This is a genomic window from Rhodopseudomonas sp. RCAM05734 (assembly GCF_052658035.1).
In genome coordinates this window covers 814,394-834,257 of the sequence record NZ_CP199742.1, presented here as the reverse complement: position 1 = coordinate 834,257, position 19,864 = coordinate 814,394, and the positions used below count along the sequence as shown (strand labels likewise).

The 19,864-nt window shown below is 58.9% G+C and carries 20 protein-coding genes, 1 tRNA gene and 1 pseudogene; 10 read left to right on the top strand and 12 right to left on the bottom strand.

The window, feature by feature from the left end; all coding sequences use genetic code 11:
• Window positions 1-71 precede the first annotated feature (71 nt).
• Both ACUXVA_RS04180 and ACUXVA_RS04175 read left to right on the top strand, forming a co-directional pair.
• Window positions 72-1,196: an ROK family protein gene (locus ACUXVA_RS04180; RefSeq protein ID WP_445490969.1), complete on the top strand. Its 1,125-nt coding sequence runs from the start codon at window positions 72-74 to the stop codon at window positions 1,194-1,196.
• Window positions 1,197-1,453: 257 nt separating this feature from the next.
• A tRNA-Ser gene (locus ACUXVA_RS04175) sits at window positions 1,454-1,542 on the top strand.
• A gap of 169 nt (window positions 1,543-1,711) precedes the next feature.
• On the opposite strand, the gene ACUXVA_RS04170 is transcribed toward ACUXVA_RS04175, so the two are convergent.
• Together ACUXVA_RS04170 and ACUXVA_RS04165 are read right to left on the bottom strand one after the other, a co-directional pair.
• Window positions 1,712-2,536, bottom strand: a complete 825-nt coding sequence (locus ACUXVA_RS04170; RefSeq protein ID WP_445493231.1) for an IS3 family transposase — start codon at window positions 2,534-2,536, stop codon at window positions 1,712-1,714.
• The gene (locus tag ACUXVA_RS04165) at window positions 2,509-2,859 is read right to left on the bottom strand and encodes a transposase (protein WP_445490022.1); all 351 of its coding nucleotides are present in this window, start codon (window positions 2,857-2,859) and stop codon (window positions 2,509-2,511) included. Before ACUXVA_RS04165 ends, ACUXVA_RS04170 begins: the two co-directional genes overlap by 28 nt.
• A 273-nt stretch (window positions 2,860-3,132) precedes the next feature.
• Here ACUXVA_RS04165 and ACUXVA_RS04160 point away from each other — a divergent pair, with 273 nt between their 5' ends.
• From ACUXVA_RS04160 to ACUXVA_RS04145, 4 genes are all read left to right on the top strand, one after another.
• Window positions 3,133-3,753 carry an AI-2E family transporter gene (locus ACUXVA_RS04160; RefSeq protein WP_445490967.1) on the top strand — a complete coding sequence of 207 codons (621 nt, stop codon included), beginning with the start codon at window positions 3,133-3,135 and terminating at the stop codon, window positions 3,751-3,753.
• 190 nt (window positions 3,754-3,943) lie between these two features.
• Window positions 3,944-4,489, top strand: a complete 546-nt coding sequence (locus ACUXVA_RS04155) for a PRC-barrel domain-containing protein (protein ID WP_445490965.1) — start codon at window positions 3,944-3,946, stop codon at window positions 4,487-4,489.
• Between the two features lie 602 nt (window positions 4,490-5,091).
• Window positions 5,092-5,454 (top strand): PRC-barrel domain-containing protein, encoded by a 363-nt coding sequence (locus ACUXVA_RS04150; protein ID WP_265081459.1) that lies wholly within the window; start codon window positions 5,092-5,094, stop codon window positions 5,452-5,454.
• Entirely contained in the window at window positions 5,388-5,756 is a 369-nt protein-coding gene (locus ACUXVA_RS04145; RefSeq protein WP_445490963.1) for a zinc-binding dehydrogenase, read from the top strand. The genes ACUXVA_RS04150 and ACUXVA_RS04145 overlap by 67 nt, the downstream gene beginning before the upstream one ends.
• 229 nt (window positions 5,757-5,985) lie before the next feature.
• Here ACUXVA_RS04145 and ACUXVA_RS04140 read toward each other — a convergent pair whose 3' ends face one another.
• From ACUXVA_RS04140 to ACUXVA_RS04130, 3 genes are read right to left on the bottom strand one after another with little or no spacing between them, the layout of a single operon-like run.
• The gene (locus ACUXVA_RS04140) at window positions 5,986-6,369 is read right to left on the bottom strand and encodes a DUF3024 domain-containing protein (protein WP_265081461.1); all 384 of its coding nucleotides are present in this window, start codon (window positions 6,367-6,369) and stop codon (window positions 5,986-5,988) included.
• On the bottom strand, window positions 6,366-8,006 hold the full coding sequence (gene tnpC, locus ACUXVA_RS04135; protein ID WP_445490961.1) for an IS66 family transposase: 1,641 nt from the start codon (window positions 8,004-8,006) through the stop codon (window positions 6,366-6,368). The genes ACUXVA_RS04140 and tnpC (ACUXVA_RS04135) overlap by 4 nt, the downstream gene beginning before the upstream one ends.
• A gap of 50 nt (window positions 8,007-8,056) precedes the next feature.
• The gene (locus ACUXVA_RS04130; protein WP_265081463.1) at window positions 8,057-8,881 is read right to left on the bottom strand and encodes an LOG family protein; all 825 of its coding nucleotides are present in this window, start codon (window positions 8,879-8,881) and stop codon (window positions 8,057-8,059) included.
• A 103-nt stretch (window positions 8,882-8,984) separates the two neighbouring features.
• On the opposite strand from ACUXVA_RS04130, the gene ACUXVA_RS04125 reads away from it, so the two are divergent.
• Complete coding sequence (locus ACUXVA_RS04125) at window positions 8,985-9,236, top strand: hypothetical protein (RefSeq protein ID WP_265081464.1); 252 nt, start codon at window positions 8,985-8,987, stop codon at window positions 9,234-9,236.
• Window positions 9,237-9,622: 386 nt separating this feature from the next.
• On the opposite strand, the gene ACUXVA_RS04120 is transcribed toward ACUXVA_RS04125, so the two are convergent.
• From ACUXVA_RS04120 to ACUXVA_RS04105, 4 genes are all read right to left on the bottom strand, one after another.
• Entirely contained in the window at window positions 9,623-10,471 is an 849-nt protein-coding gene (locus ACUXVA_RS04120) for a hypothetical protein (RefSeq protein WP_445490958.1), read from the bottom strand.
• Between the two features lie 75 nt (window positions 10,472-10,546).
• Window positions 10,547-10,720, bottom strand: coding sequence for a CsbD family protein (locus ACUXVA_RS04115; protein WP_445493233.1), 174 nt, complete (start codon window positions 10,718-10,720; stop codon window positions 10,547-10,549).
• 238 nt (window positions 10,721-10,958) lie between these two features.
• Window positions 10,959-11,417: a Spy/CpxP family protein refolding chaperone gene (locus tag ACUXVA_RS04110; protein ID WP_265081466.1), complete on the bottom strand. Its 459-nt coding sequence runs from the start codon at window positions 11,415-11,417 to the stop codon at window positions 10,959-10,961.
• 217 nt (window positions 11,418-11,634) lie between these two features.
• The gene (locus ACUXVA_RS04105; protein WP_445490956.1) at window positions 11,635-11,886 is read right to left on the bottom strand and encodes a hypothetical protein; all 252 of its coding nucleotides are present in this window, start codon (window positions 11,884-11,886) and stop codon (window positions 11,635-11,637) included.
• A 520-nt stretch (window positions 11,887-12,406) separates the two neighbouring features.
• On the opposite strand from ACUXVA_RS04105, the gene mgtA reads away from it, so the two are divergent.
• The gene (gene mgtA / locus ACUXVA_RS04100) at window positions 12,407-15,061 is read left to right on the top strand and encodes a magnesium-translocating P-type ATPase (protein WP_445490954.1); all 2,655 of its coding nucleotides are present in this window, start codon (window positions 12,407-12,409) and stop codon (window positions 15,059-15,061) included.
• A gap of 172 nt (window positions 15,062-15,233) precedes the next feature.
• Here the strand turns inward: mgtA and ACUXVA_RS04095 are convergent, their stop codons facing one another.
• Window positions 15,234-16,865: an ABC transporter ATP-binding protein/permease gene (locus ACUXVA_RS04095; protein ID WP_265081468.1), complete on the bottom strand. Its 1,632-nt coding sequence runs from the start codon at window positions 16,863-16,865 to the stop codon at window positions 15,234-15,236.
• The gene (locus tag ACUXVA_RS04090) at window positions 16,822-17,181 is read right to left on the bottom strand and encodes a hypothetical protein (protein ID WP_265081469.1); all 360 of its coding nucleotides are present in this window, start codon (window positions 17,179-17,181) and stop codon (window positions 16,822-16,824) included. The genes ACUXVA_RS04095 and ACUXVA_RS04090 overlap by 44 nt, the downstream gene beginning before the upstream one ends.
• Window positions 17,182-17,366: 185 nt before the next feature.
• Between ACUXVA_RS04090 and ACUXVA_RS04085 the strand changes: the two genes are divergently transcribed.
• Both ACUXVA_RS04085 and ACUXVA_RS04080 read left to right on the top strand, forming a co-directional pair.
• Window positions 17,367-18,434, top strand: coding sequence for an HWE histidine kinase domain-containing protein (locus ACUXVA_RS04085; protein ID WP_265081470.1), 1,068 nt, complete (start codon window positions 17,367-17,369; stop codon window positions 18,432-18,434).
• Entirely contained in the window at window positions 18,427-18,804 is a 378-nt protein-coding gene (locus ACUXVA_RS04080; RefSeq protein WP_445490951.1) for a response regulator, read from the top strand. Before ACUXVA_RS04085 ends, ACUXVA_RS04080 begins: the two co-directional genes overlap by 8 nt.
• Before the next feature lie 211 nt (window positions 18,805-19,015).
• Here ACUXVA_RS04080 and tnpC (ACUXVA_RS04075) read toward each other — a convergent pair.
• Window positions 19,016-19,855 (bottom strand): annotated as a pseudogene (tnpC, locus tag ACUXVA_RS04075) (IS66 family transposase); the annotation flags it as partial.
• Between the last annotated feature and the right edge of the window lie 9 nt (window positions 19,856-19,864).

The window sequence follows — 19,864 nt, the reverse complement described above, 5'->3', positions numbered from 1 at the left end:
GCATTTCTGCCATGCAACCAACCGGTTCCCCGCGCATTGTCACTCGATTCTCGGGATCTCCAGGGGCAAACATGGCTGACGATACAGTGACGACGACCGGCATCGCCCGGCATGGCGCGACGCGCCTGCCGTCGGTAGATGTGGACAGCTTCAACATCGAGTTGAAGGACGATGATGGTTTCCTGGGCGACCGCGCCAGCAAGGGGGCGTTCCAGCGGATTCTCGATGGCCTGCGCAAACCGCTGCAGAAGAACGGCGACGATCCCCTGGGCAAGAAGGCGACCGAGGAAATTGGCAAATCCGCCCTCGACGAGGCGCTGACGGGCGACGACATCGCCGCCGCGGCGCTGGTGCACGGTGCGATCGAGGATTTCGCCCAGGAACTGGCCTATGTCACGCGGCGCTTTCTGAAGAGCAAAGCCTGGGCTGACACCGAATGCATTGTGGTCGGCGGCGGCTTCCGCCTGAGCCGGATCGGCGAACTGGCGATCGCCCGCACCGACCTGATCCTGAAGGCCGAGGGCCTCAACGTCGACATGATTCCGATTCGCTTTCACCCCGACGAGGCCGGGCTGCTCGGCTGCCTGCATCTGGCACCGTCCTGGATCTTCGAGGGGCATGACAGCATTCTGGCCGTCGATATCGGCGGTTCCAACATCCGCTGCGGCGTCGTCGAGACGCAATGGAAGAAGGCGCCGGACCTGTCCAAGGCTTCGGTCTGGAAATCCGACCTGTGGCGCCATGCCGAGGATGAGCCGACCCGCGAGGGCGCCGTGAAGCGGCTGGTCAAGATGCTGAAAGACCTGCTCGCGGCGGCCGAGAAGGAAGGCTTCAAGCTGGCGCCGTTCATCGGCATTTCCTGCCCTGGCGTGATCAACGAGGACGGCACCATCGAGAAGGGCGCGCAGAACCTGCCGGGCAACTGGGAGAGCAGCAAGTTCAACCTGCCGGGGCTGATCGCCGAGGGCATCCCCGACATCGGCGGCCATGACACCGCGGTGCTGATGCACAACGACGGCGTGGCGCAGGGGCTCAGCGAGGTGCCGTTCATGCAGGAAGTCGAGCGCTGGGGCGTATTGACCATCGGCACCGGTCTCGGCAATGCCCGCTTCACCAACCGGCGCAAGGACAAGAAGGACAAGGACGCGAAAGATACGAAGACCAAGGAGTCCAAGGCCAAGAAGGCCAAGGATTGAGGCCGGCGCAGGCCGCTGGCGCCGGATTTGCCGATCCCGCGGGGCGCCCGGGGCGCCAGCGATCCCCTCAGGCCGCCTCGGTCGGCTTCGTGAGCCGGACGTCGCGTTGCTCCCCGCAAGGCACGACTGGGCGACAGCTGGCGGGGCCCTTTGCCCGTGACGCCAGATTTCCGCTCCGTACGGCTTGTCTGGACCGCGAACCTCGCCTAGAACTCCGGCCAACCACCTGCGGGCAACCGTTCGGTTTTTGGCACCATGGAGAGGTGGCAGAGTGGTTGATTGTACCGCACTCGAAATGCGGCATAGGTGCAAGCCTATCGGGGGTTCGAATCCCCCCTCTCCGCCAATACGGCAGCCAACCCATTGATCTTAAACGAGAAGATTGTTGGCCTGATCTGCTGACCCATTCCCCAACCCACCTTTTTATGTACTGATGGCCGAGTTGGTTGATTAGGGGGTCAATTTTGGACGCCGATCCCCCGGCTTATGGAGTGGGCCCCTCGGGGCGGACAGGTTCAGGCCACTGGATTGACCGTCTGCCGGGCGTGTTGCTTCTCAAATTGCGCGGGGCTGATATAGCCGAGAGCGGAGTGTAGCCTTCGGGTATTGTAGACGTAATCAATGAATTTTGGAAGATTCTCGGAAACATCGGCGTAGGTCTCGAAAGCCATTGGATAGACACCCTCAACCTTGAGCGTCTTCATGAAGCTTTCGGCCTTGGCATTGTCGTACGGATTTCCTCGCCGACCCATGGATCCTTTGATGTAGTGCTCGGCAAGGTAGTCGCGGTAGATCTTAGCAGCGTATTGGGATCCGCGATCAGAATGATGGACGCAGCCAGGCGGCGGCTTTCGCTTCTCGATCGCGACTGACAAGGCGGCGAGCGTCAATCGCGCGTCGATGGAGCGGCTGATGGCATGACCCACGACCCGCCGGGACCAGGCATCCAGAATGACAGCGACATAAACGAAGCCACCAACGATGGTGACGTAGGTGATATCGGCGACCCAAAGTTGGTCGGGGCCGTCAAGCGCCACGGTTTTGGCAAGGTTGGGAAAGATCGGCTGGTCGTGGTCGCTATCCGTCGTTGTCGTGAAGCGGCGGCGCATTCTGGGTTGGAGGTCATGCTCGCGCATGAGACGGCGGACCTTCTTGTGATTGACGACCATGCCTTGCTGCCTGAGGGCAGCTTGGACCCGACGCCAGCCATAGTGCTCGAACTCGTCGCAGATTGCAGCCATCGCCGCGACGATGGTTGTGTCATCGGCCGCACGGATCGGTTCGTCATAGAAAGTAGAACGGGCCATTCCCATCAGCCTGCATCCCTGGGCAACGCTGATGCCGCGGGGTCTACAATTGCGGACGTAGTCTCGCTTTTCAGCCGAGGTCGTGGCCGAAGAGCCCCCTTTAGAAACTCCAACTCGAGAGCCTGCTTGCCGACCAGGCGCTCAAGTGCAGCAATGCGCGCTTCATAGGTCTCGAGCAGACCGGCTGAAGCGACGTCCTCGTCGAGCGCGCCTGCCTGATACTTTTCGATCCAGATGCGGATCAAGTTACGGGAGACATTATGCCGCTTCGCGAGGCCGTGCAGCGTCTCGCCGCCCAGATACTCCTGCGACACCTGACGTTTAAACTCGACGCTGTGGGTTCGGTGCTTTCTCATGGCCTTCATCCTCTGAAAGGCCGGCCGTCCGGTCAATTACTGAAAGCCAATCTGTCCACCTTGGAGGGCCCACTCCATTACGGGGTCAATATTGCAGGCCGAATGACAACGTGCTCGTGAGTTGGCTCAAGCAGGCCCGGGAGAGCGGGGTCGAAGTCCCGGATTGGGTCGCTCGTCTGCCGGTTGCCGCCGAAAGTATGCAATCATGGAGGCGCTCCAACCTCTCGGATCCGAAAGCTGCCACCGCCTGGCTTCAAACTGTCAATGCGGACAATGCGTCGGAATTTTTCAAAACGTTTGGCGGACAGACTGCTCCATCGGCTGTTCATGTTGTTATTCTCGCTCCTGACCTTGTCTTTTCTGCTCCGAAATGGTCGCGCCGTCGCGAGCCGCTTCTTGGACACGTGTGACCGCCTTATTGGCGATGCCGGAGAGGGGCTGGTCGAGAGAATGGTCGACGCCACGCGCGGCACGGTGAACGGCACTGTTCTGGTCGCCGTGGGCGAGGGATTGCTGATCGGCGTTGGCTACTTCGTCGCAGGCGTTCCGAATCCGGTGATGTTTACGATTCTGACGACGGCATTCGCGATGCTGCCGTTTGGCGCGTGGCTCGCGTTCACCACGGCGGCGTTGGTCCTGGTCTCCGGCGGCGGCAGCGGTTTTGCGGCCGCAGCGGTGTTTTGCTGGGGCGCGATTATCATGCTTGCCGGCGATCATTTCGTCTGGCCGACCCTAGTCGGCGGCTCGGCGCGTCTTCCGTTTCTTTTCGCCTTTGTCGGAATCTTCGGAGGTCTCGCTGCCTTCGGAATTTTCGGTTTGTTTCTGGGGCCTGTCATCATGGCGGCGTTGCTCACCGTGTGGCGCGAGTGGATCTTCCGGCCGGTTCCACAATAGGATTCTCCTGCGGCGCCCTGGATCACGGCTCTGAGCGATATCGGTATTCGATGTCGATTAGGCGAGCAGCTTTTTGCTTCGCGGGCGTCACCTTTCTTTACGCGAAAAAATTGCCGAATATTCCCCCAGGTCGGAACCACCATGCATGTCGGCGGTTTCAGGAGCCCGCTTCAATTCACTGGAGGACAACATGAAGAATATCGTAGCCGCCGCACTGCTTAGCGTCACCGCACTCAGCAGTTCCGCATATGCGCAAACGGCCCAGCCGGCCGACCGCACGACCCCCGCCGTTACCACGTCGAAGAGTGCCGACAAGCTGATGCTCAAGGGACAGTGGCGAGCGTCCAAGCTGATGGGGCTCAATGTCTACAACGACGCCAACGAGAAGCTCGGCGATATCAATGAGCTTATCCTGGACAAGGATGGCAAGGTCAGCGCCGTGGTCATCGGCGTCGGTGGGTTCCTCGGCATGGGCGAACACGACATCGCCGTTGCGATGGACAAGCTCAAGTTCAAGGAAGAGGCTGTTCGCACCAGCGCGACGACCACGACCACGACGACCCGGGAATCCACGACCGGCGCCGCTACCACGACGGCACCGGCTGCAACCACGACGGCACCGGCCCGGACCACCACTGCCAACGCCAACGACTGGACCCCCGATCACGCCGAAATGAGCGCGACGAAGGATCAACTCAGGGCGCTGCCGCAGTTCAAGTACTCCGACTACAACTGAATTGGCCGGTAAGGCATCTGGAAAGGGCTCCACCTGGTGGGGTCCCTTCCTTTCAAATTGCCGGAACGACCCGCTCATGAGCTGGCTGGTCACGTTACCAACAGGACAGAAACCGATGCGTAGAGCCCCGTTCCTTTCGAGGAGCGGGGCTCCGTTGCGTGTGTCCATGCTCTTGCGTGCTTTTAGGATGAAGAGGACTAGCCGACCGGCGTGATCATGCCCGTTATCCCCCTTACGCGGAACTCGCTGACACGTGCGCCGACTTCCGTTGTTGCACTTAACGGACAAACCAACCACGTCCGCGTTTGTCCGCTTACCGGGGTAGACCGGAAGTGGGCGGCTGACCGACAAAACGACGCGAATGACCCAAATGTATCGGACATGGCCAAATTCGACCAGAACGTGCTTGCTTGTGACTTCTCACAACTTTCGTCGTTTTCTCGGCACCTGCCATAGATACCGCTGCAGCGTTATTGCGGAGGTGCGTAAACGACCGACGTCGCCCATTCCCAACGAATGCGTCGATTTGAAGCAGGTGAACCGCAGGAACGTTTCATCGCGCTCTTCGTTCTGGTTTGTGAACTCAAACTTGGAGAAGTCTCATGGTTACGGAAGTAAGCGAGCAAGGCAATCTTATCGGCAGCGACAAGGTTGAGGGAACCGCCGTCTATGGCGCGGACCGCAACAAGATTGGCTCGATCGAGCGCGTGATGATCGACAAGCAGAGCGGCAAGGTGTCTTACGCAGTGCTCTCATTCGGCGGTTTTCTAGGCATCGGCGACGATCACTATCCGCTGCCCTGGCAATCGCTGAAGTACGACACCACGCTCGGCGGGTACGTTACCGGCGTAACCGAAGCCCAGCTCAAGAGCGCGCCGAAATATGGCAACGACAATGCATGGAACTGGGGCGATGCGACCCGCACACGCGCCGTCAACGACTATTATGGCACTGCGTCGTTCTGATCAGGGCGCAGTCATGGACCAAAGGCCCGCCTTCCGGCGGGCCTTTTTGTTTGATTATCCGTTACAGCCTGAACGCCCGGAGCGGGGCCGTTCCAGAGATATGGAACGTTAAGCCGACCAGCGGTCTTCTTCACGCCGGACCGCCACCCTCCCGCCAGGAACAGCAAGAAATGATCGCCGCGATTGATGCCAACGACATCCAGCCGATCATCGACTCAACATTCCCGCTGGATCAGATCGAGGCTGCGTTTAGGCATCAGATTTCGCAAAGACACTTCGGGAAGATCTGCCTTGCATTGTGATAAGCGACATCCGGCAGAAGATTAGGCGCCGCGCGGACGCAGTGTCACGTAATGAGGCGCTGACAACGTCGTTGCCAACTCATCCCGCGTTAGACGCGAATGACCGTTATGGGCGATCTATAGCCAGCGCGCCACATTCCGAATCTACCGCTGGCTCACCGTAAGCATCCGGTGAGCCCCGCGGGCGCGGTCTAGGCATGACCGCGGTCAGGAGGCGGCGCGAGGGGGGCTATACGGGGTGCAAGATACCGTCGGTCTCGATGGTCTTCAGAGCCTCAGCCAATGACAGGCCACGGTGGAGGCGATACCAGGTTCCAGTGTGGCGATGCCATTGCAGATCGAAGCGGTCGCGGCTGATCCAGTCCAATCGTGTGAATGGTGCGTCAAAGTCTTCGCCATCTGTTTCTGGCTGTCCTGACCGATAGCGCTGGATAAACCGATAGCGATGCCCCTGCCATTTGCCGATGATATCGATCGGGTAGTTAAACTGCGTGGGGCATATTATTGGCAAGAACCTCGGCTTCAACACCTCGTCGATAAAGCGCTGACAGGTGGCGGTGATGAGGGCCTTTTCGGTTTCCGACAAGCCCATCGGGCGACGTTTCGCGATCAAGCGGCGGCCCTTTTAAGATCGGCCGGCTTGCGCCAATTCCACGGCAACAGCTCGTCGAGCTTTTGGGCGGGATGCTCGGCGATGCGCGCCAGCATGTCGGCGAGCCAGGCCTGCGGATCGACATCATTCATCTTCGCGGTGACGATCAGGCTGTACATCACCGCAGCGCGGTCGCCGCCGCGATCCGAGCCGCAGAACAGCCAGGACTTCCGGCCGAGCGCGATACCGCGCAGCGCCCTTTCGGCGGCGTTGTTCGACAGGCAGATGCGGCCATCGTCGAGGAAGCGGGTGAAGGCGCTCCAGCGCTTGAGCATGTAATCCATCGCCTTGGCGACGTCATTGCCTCGCGACAGTTTGGCGCGTTGCTCGCGCATCCAGATTTCCAGATCGGCGACGAGCGGCGCGCTTAACTCCTGGCGAACCGCCTTGCGTCGTTCGGGCGTCTCGCCGTTGACGCCTCGCTCGATCTCGAACAGAGCGTCGATCCGACGCACGGCTTCCAGCGCCAGCGGCGAGATCACCACTGGCTTCTTGCCTTGCACCTTGCGGCGCGCGTTCTCCGCCAGATCGGCCATCACGAAGAATGGCCGTCGGGCATGGACCCAGCACGCGGCCTCCAAAATCGGGCCCGCGTTGCGGCCGGCGTTGTAAAGCTTACCATAGCCACCATAGGCATCGGCCTGGAACAGGCCGCTGTAGCCGGCCAGATGCGCCTGTGGATGCTCACCTGCGCGATCGCGTGAGTAATAAAATACTGCACCCAGCGGTGCCGGTCCGCCGAACGGCTTGTCATCCCGGACATAGACCCAGATCCGGCCTGTCGAGGTCTTGCCCTTGGCCAGAACCGGCACCGTGGTGTCGTCGCCGTGCAACCGCTCGGCGCTGAGCACATAGGCTTCCAGCCGCTGGAACAACGGCGTCAGCACGGCGGTGCAGCCGCCGACCTGGTCGGCCAGGGTCGACAGGCTGATCGGCACGCCCTCTTTGGCATAGCGCTCGGCTTGCCGGTTCAGCGGCTGGTGCTGGCCGAACTTCTCGAACAGCACCATCGCCAACAGGCTCGGGCCCGCCCAGCCGCGGGCGATAACGTGGAACGGCGCCGGAGCCTGGCTGATCTTCTCACAATCCCGGCAGCCGAACTTCTCCCGGACGTGCTGGATCACCTTCCACGATTTCGGGATCACTTCGAGCGTCTCGGTGACGTCCTCGCCGAGTTTCGACAACCGTGCACCGCCGCAGCAGGCGCAAGACACCGGACCGGGGACGATCACACGCTCGCGCGGCAGATGCTCCGGGAACGGTTTTCGCGATGGCCGCTGGCGGGAGAACGACGCCACGGGCGTGGTTGCGCTCTTGGCCTTGGCCGCGGCCAATTCTGCCGCCAGCTCGTCCTCGGTCGCCTTGGCCTCAAGTTCCTCCAGCGTCAGTTCGAGCTGATCCAGCAGGCGTATGGACCGCTCCGAGCGCGGCCCATAACGATCGCGGTTCAGCTTTTCAATCTGCAGCTTCAGATGTGCGATCAGCGCCTGATCGTCGGACTGCCGGGCGCGGACAACGGCAAGTTCGGCGCGTGTGGCAAGCAACGTTGCCTGCAGCGCCTCGATGTCTTCCGGCAATTTTCCAGGGCCGTTTTCCATGCCCGGATGGAATCATAAAAGCCGCGATTTGGCGTGGACTTTTTGTGAGTTCACGAGACTTTTTCGCAGCTATCCGGCGCTCTGCGGTCGCCAGCTGTGAATAAGCATCCAAGATTGACCCCTCCATTGCTTTTTAGATCAATAGCTTGGCTCGCCGATCGGCGTCGGGGCCCCACGCCGACTAACAAACAGAGTTCGGGTGTGACGTAGGGGTTCGGATATTGCTCATGAGGGAGGCTAATGTTTAGTCCGACGGATTTGGCTCCAACGTCGAACGCCCCACGGTTGGCGGCCTCCATCATTCCCGGCCCTCCACCGGTTATGATGGCCGTATGGTGTTTGCGAGCGCCATGATTCGCACTGCCCACGAGACGCCCGAATTCGCGAGCTACATCATAGTAGTGGCTCTTGGCAAAGAGTCGCTCAGCAATTGCTAGCTGACGTTGCAGCTCCATATTGGTTGCGTCGGCAGCTAGCGATGCGCGCAGCGTATCCACCTCGCGAAGTGCGGCAGCCGGCTCGCAAATTCGCGTGCTCCCAAATACGACTATCGTTTGGTGAATCTTGTGCTGTTCAAGCAGCAACTCGGGCTTGAGATAGTCGATCTGTAGGCGCACGCCGCGAACGCCATCTTGCGCGAGAAAATCAATGTCATTGTCAGCTCGACGGTAGCTGGGGTTATTCAGGATCGCCTGCACTCGCTGCAAGGCCTCGGGATCTTCCTCAGTTGCCTTCGGCTGCTGCCAAGGCAGAGGGTCACGCCTTTTATAGGGATGGGCAGGTGCTGGAATTTCTTGCTTCATATTAATTGCTTTTTTTATCATCGCTAATTGTTCCGGCATCGGATTAGATGCCCATTCACCGATCAACAGCAACCAATCATACCGCATATTGAGAACAGCGGACTGCCAGCAAACCAACCATTCAAGGATGTCATTGATCCACGTTAATGGGTGCGCAACCCAAGATGATGATTGGATGGCGCGAGTGATCGCGACGCGCTGCTATTCCAGCCGTCGCAACAATAAATTTTCACCGGCTGGTCGATCTTCCAGCATCGACAGGATCGTGAGACACACCTTCGTCAAATCCGCGAAGCCGAGTTCACGTGCGGCAGCCTGCGATACGTCGATTGTTCCTGACGTGACGGCCACGATCGGTGATCCGGATGACTGCCGAACGACCGTTTTCTCTATTTTTGACGAGGATCATTGTTTCGAACCGAAGTGACCGATGCGCGGCGGTCAAGTCTTTTTGCGCTGGTGTCTTCTCCGCTTGCCATCTCCTCGCTCAGGCTTGAATAGACCGATGCAAGACCGCACTCGTCCGCCTTTACATCGTCTGCGCGGGTCGGCTCGAGTAAAACCAGTTGCAGCAACGCTGTCGCAATCACATGTGGCTTTGCGACAGTTGCTCGACTCCCGAACGCGGAGTAGTGAACCGGGTTTCGTTGCGAAATGGCAAGCACGGCGTCAAATTAAAGGAGCTGCACAATATCTAGGAGAACTCCTCGGCGATTTAATGCCGCAAGATAGCGAGAAGAATAATGATCGGAATTGGGACTCCTAGCAGCCACAGCAGAATTCCGCGACCCATGACTTCCTCCTATGTTCAGTTCACAATTGCTGTTCAGTAAGACTCGCGTTCCGCTCCCGGACATACCCGCCGTCGGTGGCCGCTAGGCTGGCGGCAAACGCGCCGATCAGCAGCGAGGCGGTTAGCCACAGAGACAATTTGGCCGCTGCCTTTCGGGCGTTGTCCAAATCAGTCTTTGCTTGGTTGATGACGTTTGAAACCCGCGTGTCGGCGTCCGCCTGACTAAGCCCAGTGTGGGCCGCAACGACTTGTGCCACATATGTGCGATCAGGCGCAGCAATATCGCCATCACGAAGGCCGGTCGTGAGGATACCCGCGATCTCGCGGCGAGTGGCTCCCAAACTGGTCGTATCTAGTTTTCCGGCAGGATTGGATCGCAACAGCGCATCCACATAATAATCCACCGGACCGCCGGATCCCGCTGATTGGCTTGTCGACATACTGGCTGCGGGTGCAAGTCCCGGTGATGCGCCACCAACAATGTTGCTGGCCGCCGCAGTCAAAAACGCAGCGCTGAGCACCGTGGCGAATGCCCAAGCCAAAAAGCCATGAGCGGTGTCGCGAAAAAAGACTTCGTGGATATGTACGCTGACCCATCTCGTACGCAGCCGCCCCGCGATATAACCTCCTATGGTAGAGGCGAGCATAGCGACAACAATCAGATAAAGACCGGTGCCAATTTCGAATGTGGTCGAAGCTACGCCCGAATTGCCCCAGGGGGGTACGACCGAGAAGCCCATGCCGACACCGAACGCAAGGAGGACAAGGGTCAGAGCTGCAGCAGCAACGGCACCTGCTGCAATCGCGGCCCACGATATCGCTGGGCTTTCCGCGACAGGGGTAGAAATTTCAACCGATTCAAAAACCATGAATGCCCCTCGGATGACTATCCCTTCGCTTTTTGGCTAAGGACGGTTAGAAGAAAAAGGTCCCACTCTCAATGCCTATTTTCCTTTAAGCGTGTCTTTGACGCCGCCAATGGCGTTCTGAACCTTGCCCTCTATTTTGTCGGCCTCGCCCTCCGTCTCCAGCTTGGTGTCACCGACCGCCTTGCCGACCGCCTGCTTCGCTGCGCCTTTGACTTGCTTCGCCGATCCAACGACCCGGTCCTTGTCCATGATTCCGTCCTCCAATAGTAAACCCCTGAGCGAGAGAAGTTGAAGCTGCGGCGCGAACCAGCGGTCGTCGTTGATTTGGATCAACAGTATTCCGCCTTTTCGAATGGACGTGAATGACAGTGGCAAAGCCGGGAATTGCTTCGATCACATGGCGCGGCGACTTGTTCGCGATTAGTCGAATTGCGAGCAACCAGGACGGCCGCCCGTAATTCAATTTCGTTGCTAGATAGCGTTTCGCTCAATAGGAGTGGCGATCACGATTCCTGCGGAAAAGCGCCTCGGAAAACCGGCGCTTCTGCTGGTCATCGAGGCTGCTGTAGAGCGGCTGGGCGGAATCTGCGAGCTTCTTCCGCGCATTGGATCGGTCGATCTCCTCATCAGCATCTTTGCGCATTTCGTCGATCAGATCGACGCTGCCTTGTTCCTTGGCGTGTGCATTGCGCCAGGCAATCTGTTGTTCGGCCTGCTTCTTCCACATACCCACCACCGCAGTCTCAAAAGCAGACCAATTCTTCTCCTGCTCTGCAGTGAGACGCAGGTCAGCCTTCATTTGGGCAGCGCGAGCCGACGCCTGATCTGTGATCTGGCTCGAGGTCAATTCTGTGCGATCCGAATGATCGCGCGCGACCGCTGACCCGGTTATGGCCGTACCGGTCAACAAGGCCGCAGTCGCAACGAGAATGAGAGTCTTTCGCATGACGTCCTTCTTTCAGGATATTTGAGTTGGGAGTAGTTCGTATTGCGTCGTCACGCAGCACAACGGCCCAGTGATCGATTGGGCCTTGATTGCACTATTCTTGGTTCTTGCTGGTGGTTGGCGGCGCTGGTGGCTTGTTGGTCGGCAGCGCGGGGCGGGTCTTTCGGTATTGTAAACAAACTAATAGACCCGTCCCCGAACTCGCGCCGTCACCCCTCTACTTGGCGCAAGTCTTGTCGGCCTTCAAAGCCGTCTCTGCAGATGCCTTCGTCACGTGCGCGGCACCGACAACCTTCATGCTGCTGCTAGCCGCAGGCTGGGTCTCGACGATTTGACATTTCAGAGTCGCGGTATCCTGAGCCAGGTAGAATGATGGCGGCGCTTGGCCAATGGTCTTTGCCGTCTCAGCCGCGAATGAGGGGGCAGAGAATGCGACGATGGCAGCCGTCGCCAGGAGGATTTTCTTCATGGTGTTCACCAATTGTTATGCGTTCCACATCGAACGGGGGAAAAATGGAGTCGGCTGACGAAGGTTCCTGCACAAACGAATTTGTTTTAGGCGCGCCCATTGACATAGATCAATGACAGCCAAGAAAGGGAATGACGTTGAGTAGGTGACTATCTGCTCGAGCGGCGGAGCCGTTGCTTCTAAATTTGAGCCGCTATCTACAAATTATTCCCTATAAGAAGAAAACGAATTTTCGTCGTAACTCTGAATGAGCGGCATCGCATTGTTGTTGGCCGCCTCTCGAGGTTCTGAGCGAGTAGGCCTTGATTTTTGTCAAAGTGCGCGCACTCTCGGCCGATATCCTTTGAGCTGGTTCGATTGGGTAAGCTGGCGTGTTTCTCAGGATCAGGCTGCTTCCTCAATCGCCTATTTGCCGTAGCGAACACTGGCTCGCTGCACTCAAAAGAATCGCAAGCTTACCCGTGCCAGTGACCCCTTTCGCTGATCTGAGCGGATCTCATGAATGCGAGGAGATGTTAATTTGAACCAGCCGGATCCCAAAGCGGCGAACCCTGCCGTAGCCCCTGTGCGGCAGGAGCCGCCAGGCGCAGCACCCGAAGCATCGATCGCGAGCGGAAAAGCCTTGGCCGAAGTCGCTCGCCTATCGACCGACGACGCACTGCAAAAATTGTCCAGCACGGCGGCGGGCCTCACGCCCGGTCAGGTCGTGCAGCAACTCCGCTCCGTCGGGCCCAATCGGGTTGCTCGACAGGCGCGTCATACGGTTCTCGGCGAGCTTGCTGCGCGCTCGATCAATCCGTTGAATATCCTCCTGCTATCGCTGGCGACGGCATCCTATTTTCTCGGCGATCAGCGCGCGGCGATCATGATCGTGATCATGGTAGTCCTGAGCATCACCCTAGGCTTCCTTCAGGAGTATCGGTCGAGCAATGCTGCCGACGAATTGCAAAAGATGGTATCGATAACCACTTCTGTGCGCCGACAGGGGGGCGCCGACCACGCCGATGTTCCGATCGATCAACTTGTGCCCGGCGACATCGTTCTGCTGTCGGCCGGAGACATGATCCCCGCCGACCTCAGGCTGATTTCGGCCAAGGATCTCTTCATCAATCAGTCGACCCTCACTGGCGAGGCAATGCCGCTCGAGAAATTCGCTGCAGCCCACGAAGGCGCGGCCGAGACGCCATTTGATCTCCCCAATATCTGCTTTATGGGTAGCGCTGTCGTCAGCGGTATCGGCTGCGGCGTCGTCGTACTGACCGGCCCGCAAACTGCTTTCGGCGTCGTGGCAACCGCAATCGCCGAGACGCGGCAACTCACGAGCTTCGACAAGGGCATCACTCGTTTTACCTGGTTGATGCTCGGGTTCATCCTGGTGATGGCGCCGCTCGTGTTCGTGATCAATGGCGTGACCAAGGGCAATTGGCTCGAAGCGCTGTTGTTTGCGGTCGCTGTAGCGGTAGGTTTAACGCCCGAGATGCTGCCGATGATCGTGACGGTCAATCTGGCAAAGGGCGCAATGGCAATGTCCCGAAAGAAGGTCATTGTTAAGCGTCTCAATGCAATCCAGAACTTCGGAGCCATGGACGTGTTGTGCACGGACAAGACCGGCACACTTACTCAGGACCTGATTATCCTCAAGCGCCACCTTGATATCAGGGGCGCCGATTCGAACAGTGTACTCGAGTCCGCCTATCTGAATAGTTATTACCAGTCCGGCCTCAAGAACCTGCTCGACGTCGCGGTCCTGAAGCACGGCGATCTCGAAGGTGGCCTAAAGGTTCGGGAACGGTTCAAGGAGATCGACGAAATACCGTTCGACTTCGAGAGGCGAAGGATGTCCGTCGTTCTCGGGCGCGACGACGGAGTTCATGTCCTAATTTGTAAGGGCGCAGTCGAAGAAATCTTCGCGGTCTGCAAGCACTACACGATCGGCGATGAGACTGGTCCCCTCGATGAGAGCCATCTCGCTTCGGCGATCGAGACGACAGCCAAGCTGAACGCCGACGGATTTCGGGTAATTGCCGTCGCCACCAAGGAGATGCCACCGACCCAGGCGACATACTCTGTCGCCGATGAGGCGGATCTCACGTTGCTCGGTTACATCGCGTTCCTCGATCCTCCCAAGGAGACATGCGCCCCCGCGATTGCCGCGCTACAGGCTGGCGGCGTGCAAGTGAAGATCCTGACCGGGGACAACGACATTGTTACGCGCAAGATCTGCCGTGATGTTGGTCTTTCCGTGGATCGCATCGTTCTCGGCAGCGAGATGGCGGCGCTGTCTCCGGAGGAGCTGGCGAACCTAGCGGAAACCGCGACGGTGTTCGCCAAGGTGTCGCCGTCGCAAAAGGCGGCCATTATCGATGCCCTTCACCGCAAGGGGCATGTCGTTGGATTCCTGGGGGATGGCATCAACGACGGACCGGCGCTGAAGACGGCGGACGTCGGCATATCCGTGGACAGTGCCGTCGACATCGCCAAGGAATCCGCGGATATCATATTGCTCGAGAAGAGCCTGGCGGTGCTCGGCGATGGCGTCATTGAGGGCCGAAAGGTATTCGGCAACATAACCAAGTATATCAAGATGGGCGCGAGTTCTAATTTTGGGAACATGTTCAGCGTGCTGGGGGCCAGTATCTTTCTGCCGTTTTTGCCGATGACGGCGATCCAGGTGCTAACTAACAATTTACTCTACGACTTCTCGCAGACCACAATCCCGACCGACAACGTCGATGCAGAATTTCTGGCAGTGCCGCGCCGATGGGACATTGGCAATATCACAAAGTTTGTGCTGTTCATCGGCCCAATCAGCTCGATCTTCGATTATGTCACTTATTTCACGATGCTCTACGTCTTCAATGCGTGGAACAATCCGGCCTTGTTTCAGACTGGATGGTTCGTCGAATCCCTGCTTACCCAGACCTTGATCATCCACATCATTCGCACGGCGAAGATTCCGTTTTTCCAAAGTCGGGCCAGCACAGCGCTCATCACGACAACCCTCATCATTGCCGCAATTGGAATAGCCCTCCCATACTCCTGGTTGGCTGGCTTTTTGGGTTTCGTCCCGCTGCCCCCGGCTTATTGGATCGCGCTGTGCCTTATTCTCCCAAGCTATGTCATCCTCGCGCATGTCGTGAAGACGTGGTTCATCGGACGTTTCGGGTTGAGTTGAATTCAGCCGCTCCGCGATTTCGAGACGCGGTCCGGCGATCGCTGATCAAAATCGAGATAAAACGACTTACAGACTGGTATCAAAATACGGGGCCATGGCGCTCAGTACCATGAGCAAGGTGGACCCTGCGTAAATATGAATTGATGCTCCTGCGCGGGAAACCGGACTCGCATCATGACCGGACGGTTCGCAACCAGTCGTCGAGCCGTTGCAGCCAGCGCCGCGGCGGAGGTGGGGCGGGGGGCGGCTTGAGCTTGAGGCGGTCACCGTCAAGTCCATGAACAAGTTGAAGCGTTCGGGTGTGGTAGACGGCAAGATCCGGACGGTGACCAATGCTCAATACGGTCGTCTGCTTCAGTTCATCATCGAACAGGCGCATGACGCGGCGCTGGCTGTCTTCGTCGAGCGCGGCCGTGGCTTCATCGAGAAAGACCCATCCCGGTTTGTGCAGCAGGAGGCGTGCGAAGGCGAGGCGCTCCTGTTCGCCGAGCGACAGTTCCTGGTCCCAGCGCTCCGTTTGGTCGAGCTTGGCGATGAGACTGCCGAGATCGCACCGCTCCAGAGCTTTCCGAATATTCGCTTCAGGGAAAGCATCGGCGGCGCTCGGATAGCTCAGGGCATTGCGCAATGTGCCGAGCGGCAGGTAAGGGCGCTGCGGCAGGAATGCCATCGCATCAAGCGGAGGCGTGAGGATCGTTCCGGAACCCCACGGCCAGAGACCCGCCACGGCGCGGAACAGCGTCGACTTTCCTCGACCGGTGTCGCCGACGATCAGCACGCGCTCGCCTGGCGTGATGCTGACGGTCGCGTCGTCGATAACGATGTGTCCGTCCGGCAGGAGGATGCGCACGCCCTCGAAAGCGAGATATCCTTTCGGGTGCAGCGCGTGTTTGATCTCCTCTGCGCCTGCCTCGATCGCCGGCAGGTTGTCGAGCGCTTCGCGGAAGCGGGCTACCCGGTGGACTGCGGCGCGCCAGTCAGCGAGCCGCGAAAAGTTGTCGACAAACCATCGCATCGCCCCCTGCACCTGGGTGAAGGCGCCTGCCACCATGATCAGGCCGCCCAGCGTCAAGCTACCGCCGAAATAGGCCGGTGCCGCCACGAGTATCGGAACGACGAGCGACAGCCAGCCCGTGCCCGATGTGATCCACGTGAGGTGGGCGAGCGAGGAAGATATCCGGCGCATGGTATCTACGACAGCCGCGAGCGCGGCTTCGAGATGTCGCTGTTCGTCCTTCCCCCCGCCATGCAGCGCGATGCTCTCGCCGGATTCGTTGACCCGAACGAGGGCGAAGCGGAATTCCGCCTCGCGCGCATATCGCTCGCCATTCAGGGCAATCAGCGGCCGCCCCACGAGCCAAGTCACACCGGAGCCGATCAGGGCATAAACGAGGGCACACCAGACCATGTAACCGGGAATGGCGATGTCGTAGCCCGCCACCTGGAATGTGACCTGCGCCGATAAAGCCCAAAGCACCCCGACGAAAGCGACGATCTGAAGCAGAGAATAGACTATGCCGCAGCCGAGGTCGGCGGTGTAGTCGCCGAGCAGGCGCGTGTCCTCCTGGATGCGCTGGTCCGGGTTGTGACCATACTGACCGGCAAAGCTCAGCTGATAGACGCGCAATGGCTTAAGCCACTCCACCAGCAGGTGACGGGTGATCCATTCGCGCAGTCGAAATTTTAATCGTTCCTGGAGAAAGGTTTGTGCGACCGTGAGGGCCAACAAAACGGCAATGATGAAAAGGAACGTCCAGAGATCATTGACAAAGCCCGACAGATCCTTGCGGCGCCACGGCGTCAAAGAACTGGCCGTTCCACTCGTTGAGCCGCACCTGCCCGGACATATTGGCAATGGTGACGGCGGTCGAGCCAACGAAGATCGCCACCACGCGCCGCCCGCCTTGGGCACGTACACGCGCGAACAGGGCCAGATCGCGGGCAAGATTGAAATCCTGCGTTGGCGCAGCTTTGATGAGCTCTTCCGCGAGAGCGGGTCTGCCCGCTGCGATCGGAATTATCGGCAATACAGGCTGTGCGGCCTGCGGGATCCCAGGCGCTTCCTTCGCCGGAGGGTGTGTGGCCAGGGGAGTAAAGGTTGATCCAACTTCCGGTTTCATTCGTCCGCGTCCACCCCTGCTTCGGCCGTTAGTTCACCGGATTGGCCAGTAGATACCGATAATCCGAATTTTGGCTACCGCAATGAATGGCCGTCGCAGCAAGGAAATTATGCTACCATGAAGGGCCTTGGTTCGGGAAGAAGTCCGTGCCACGGTTATCGCAGCATTACTGCAAAGCAGATTGATTGACCCGTGGCATGTCGGAAATAACGAAGAAGTCGGACGAGCAGAAAGGCGCCGAAGCCGAAGTCGAGAGCTTTCAGGACGACCTCGGCCCGTTTGTCGTTGCCGCTGAAACAACCCGAATGGCGATGGTGTTTACGGACGCGACGGAGCCCGACAACCCGATAATTTTTGCCAATGACAGCTTTCTTTCTCTAACGGGATACGACCGGGAAGAGGTGCTCGGCAAAAGCTTCAATTTTCTGATGGCGCATGGTGCCGACGCTGAGGCGCTGACGCGAATTAAAGCCGAGTTCGAAGGCTCGTCCAGCAGCGGGACGGAAGTTCTCTACCGCCGCAAGGATGGAAGCGAGTTCTGGGCCGCTGTCTTTATCAGTCCGGTTCGTGATGCGAGCGGTGATGTTATTCAATATTTTGCTTCGTTCGCTGATCTTACCAAACACAAGGAGGATGAAGTTCGATCCAGGATGCTCATCGACGAGTTGAACCATCGCGTCAAGAATACCCTTTCAACGGTGCAATCGATTGTCTGGCAGACCTTGCGATCGACCACCGATCCCAAGGCTATCAGGCAATCCATTGAGTCCCGGCTGTTTGCGCTATCCCGGTCGCACGACCTGCTAACTCGCGAAAAATGGGAAAGTGCAGGGCTGCTCGATATCGCTCACGATGCCCTGGAGCCATTCGGGGTCTCGGGCGGTCGGGCGGATCGCATTGTGATCACCGGTGAGAACGTTCGGTTCCCGCCAAAGGCAGCTTTGGCCCTTGGCATTGCGTTCAACGAGCTCGCAACGAATGCCGTGAAATACGGTGCATTGTCCAACGCGGTCGGATCCATCCTGATTGGGTGGACGATTGAGACGGCACCGGCCGGAAAACGGCTTCTGCTGAGCTGGACGGAAAAAGGTGGCCCCGCGGTCACGCCGCCGGCACACAAGGGATTTGGATCGCGGGTGCTCGAGCGTGGTTTGGCCCATGAGCTGGAAGGCACGGTGCATCTGGACTACCGGCCCGACGGCCTTGTTTGCACGATGGACATTCCCTTACCAAGAGACGATCACGATGGATAGGTTGCTCTCTGGTCGGCGGATTCTCGTTGTCGAGGACGAAATGCTGGTTGTTATGATGATTGAAGACATGCTGGCCGACCTTGGATGCAAGTCAGTGACTTCTGTCGCGACGGTCGTCAAGGCCCTCGCTTTGATCGATGCGCAAGACTACGACGTCGCGTTGCTGGATATGAACTTGAATGGTGACGACAGCCACCCGGTGGCGGAAGCACTCTTCGCGCGCGGAGTGCCGTTCATCTACTCGACCGGCAACACCGATCACGGTTTAAGAGACGGTTACTCAGACCCGCCCGTGTTGAAGAAGCCATTTAAGTATGAAGAACTGGTGGCGATACTTACCCGCATCAGACTTGCACCGATCGAGCAATAATATCATTTGTGCATCGGATGGCGTAGCTCTGCGACAGATTGCCTGCATAAAGTTGTGCTGCGCCTACCCCTGACTTGTGGAGCAATGGTAAGATTGCGGTTGGTTCGCATCGAACCCACCGATGATGCGCGAGGAGTACGCATCCGACCGCGACCCAAGCCATAACGCTAACTGCATGAGCGCGTTATGCGCTGCGGTGTAAGCGTCGTCCTCAAGCCACGGCTCTGAGGTCTTGCTTTCTGTAGGCCCACGGCAATAGCGCTTCGATATCGCGGTTGGGGTGACCGTTGGCGATCCTGGCGAGAACATCCGAGAGATAGCCGAGGGGATCGATGTCGTTGAGTTTGCAGGTCTCGATCAGCGTTGCGATCGTTGCCCAGTGCTCGGCGCCGCCGTCGGAGCCCGCGAACAAGGCATTTTTCCGGTTCAGCGTGATCGGGCGGATGGAGCGCTCGACGGTGTTGTTGTCGAGCTCGATGCGGCCATCGTCGAGGAAGCGGGCCAGGCCCGCCCAACGTGACAGGGCGTAGTTGATTGCCTCGGCGAGTTTGCCCTTTTGGCTGATCAGCCCGAGTTTTGCGCGCAGCCAACTCTCCAAGGCGTCGATCAGCGGTCGGCTTTTCTGCTGCCGAACCAGGCGACGCTCCTCGGCGCTGCGGCCGCGGATTTCCTTCTCGATCGCATACAGCGCGGCGATGCGCTGAAGCGCTTCGCTTGCAATCGGCGCAGGACCGGGCGTGGCGAGCTTGTAGAAGTTACGCCGCACATGGACCCAGCAAAACGCGAGCTGCACGTCGCCGCGCTCGGCCAACCTGCGGTAGCCGGCATAGCCGTCCACCTGCAGGATGCCCTTGAAGCCTTCGAGATGGATGATCGGCCGCTCGGCCTTGCGGTCCGGGGCGTAGACATAGGCCACGCCCGGCGGATCGGATCCATTCCATGGCCGGTCATCGGCGGCATAGGCCCATAACTGGCCGGTCTTGGTGCGGCCGCGGCAGGGATCCAACACTGGCAACGTTGTCTCATCGGCAAACAGTTTTGGCCGCTCTTTGGAGTGGGC

Bases quoted from the DNA above. Each gene is read 5' to 3' on its own strand.
- ACUXVA_RS04155 (WP_445490965.1), top strand. From the start codon at position 3,944: ATGAAGAATATCGTAGCCGCCGCACTGCTTAGCGTCACCGCACTCAGC.
- ACUXVA_RS04090 (WP_265081469.1), bottom strand. From the start codon at position 17,181: ATGAAACCGGAAGTTGGATCAACCTTTACTCCCCTGGCCACACACCCT.
- ACUXVA_RS04115 (WP_445493233.1), bottom strand. From the start codon at position 10,720: ATGGACAAGGACCGGGTCGTTGGATCGGCGAAGCAAGTCAAAGGCGCA.
- ACUXVA_RS04160 (WP_445490967.1), top strand. From the start codon at position 3,133: ATGCGTCGGAATTTTTCAAAACGTTTGGCGGACAGACTGCTCCATCGG.
- ACUXVA_RS04150 (WP_265081459.1), top strand. From the start codon at position 5,092: ATGGTTACGGAAGTAAGCGAGCAAGGCAATCTTATCGGCAGCGACAAG.
- ACUXVA_RS04165 (WP_445490022.1), bottom strand. From the start codon at position 2,859: ATGAGAAAGCACCGAACCCACAGCGTCGAGTTTAAACGTCAGGTGTCG.
- ACUXVA_RS04105 (WP_445490956.1), bottom strand. From the start codon at position 11,886: ATGAAGAAAATCCTCCTGGCGACGGCTGCCATCGTCGCATTCTCTGCC.
- ACUXVA_RS04110 (WP_265081466.1), bottom strand. From the start codon at position 11,417: ATGCGAAAGACTCTCATTCTCGTTGCGACTGCGGCCTTGTTGACCGGT.
- tnpC (WP_445490961.1), bottom strand. From the start codon at position 8,006: ATGGAAAACGGCCCTGGAAAATTGCCGGAAGACATCGAGGCGCTGCAG.
- ACUXVA_RS04080 (WP_445490951.1), top strand. From the start codon at position 18,427: ATGGATAGGTTGCTCTCTGGTCGGCGGATTCTCGTTGTCGAGGACGAA.
- ACUXVA_RS04125 (WP_265081464.1), top strand. From the start codon at position 8,985: ATGGCGCGAGTGATCGCGACGCGCTGCTATTCCAGCCGTCGCAACAAT.
- ACUXVA_RS04120 (WP_445490958.1), bottom strand. From the start codon at position 10,471: ATGGTTTTTGAATCGGTTGAAATTTCTACCCCTGTCGCGGAAAGCCCA.
- ACUXVA_RS04180 (WP_445490969.1), top strand. From the start codon at position 72: ATGGCTGACGATACAGTGACGACGACCGGCATCGCCCGGCATGGCGCG.
- ACUXVA_RS04145 (WP_445490963.1), top strand. From the start codon at position 5,388: ATGGAACTGGGGCGATGCGACCCGCACACGCGCCGTCAACGACTATTA.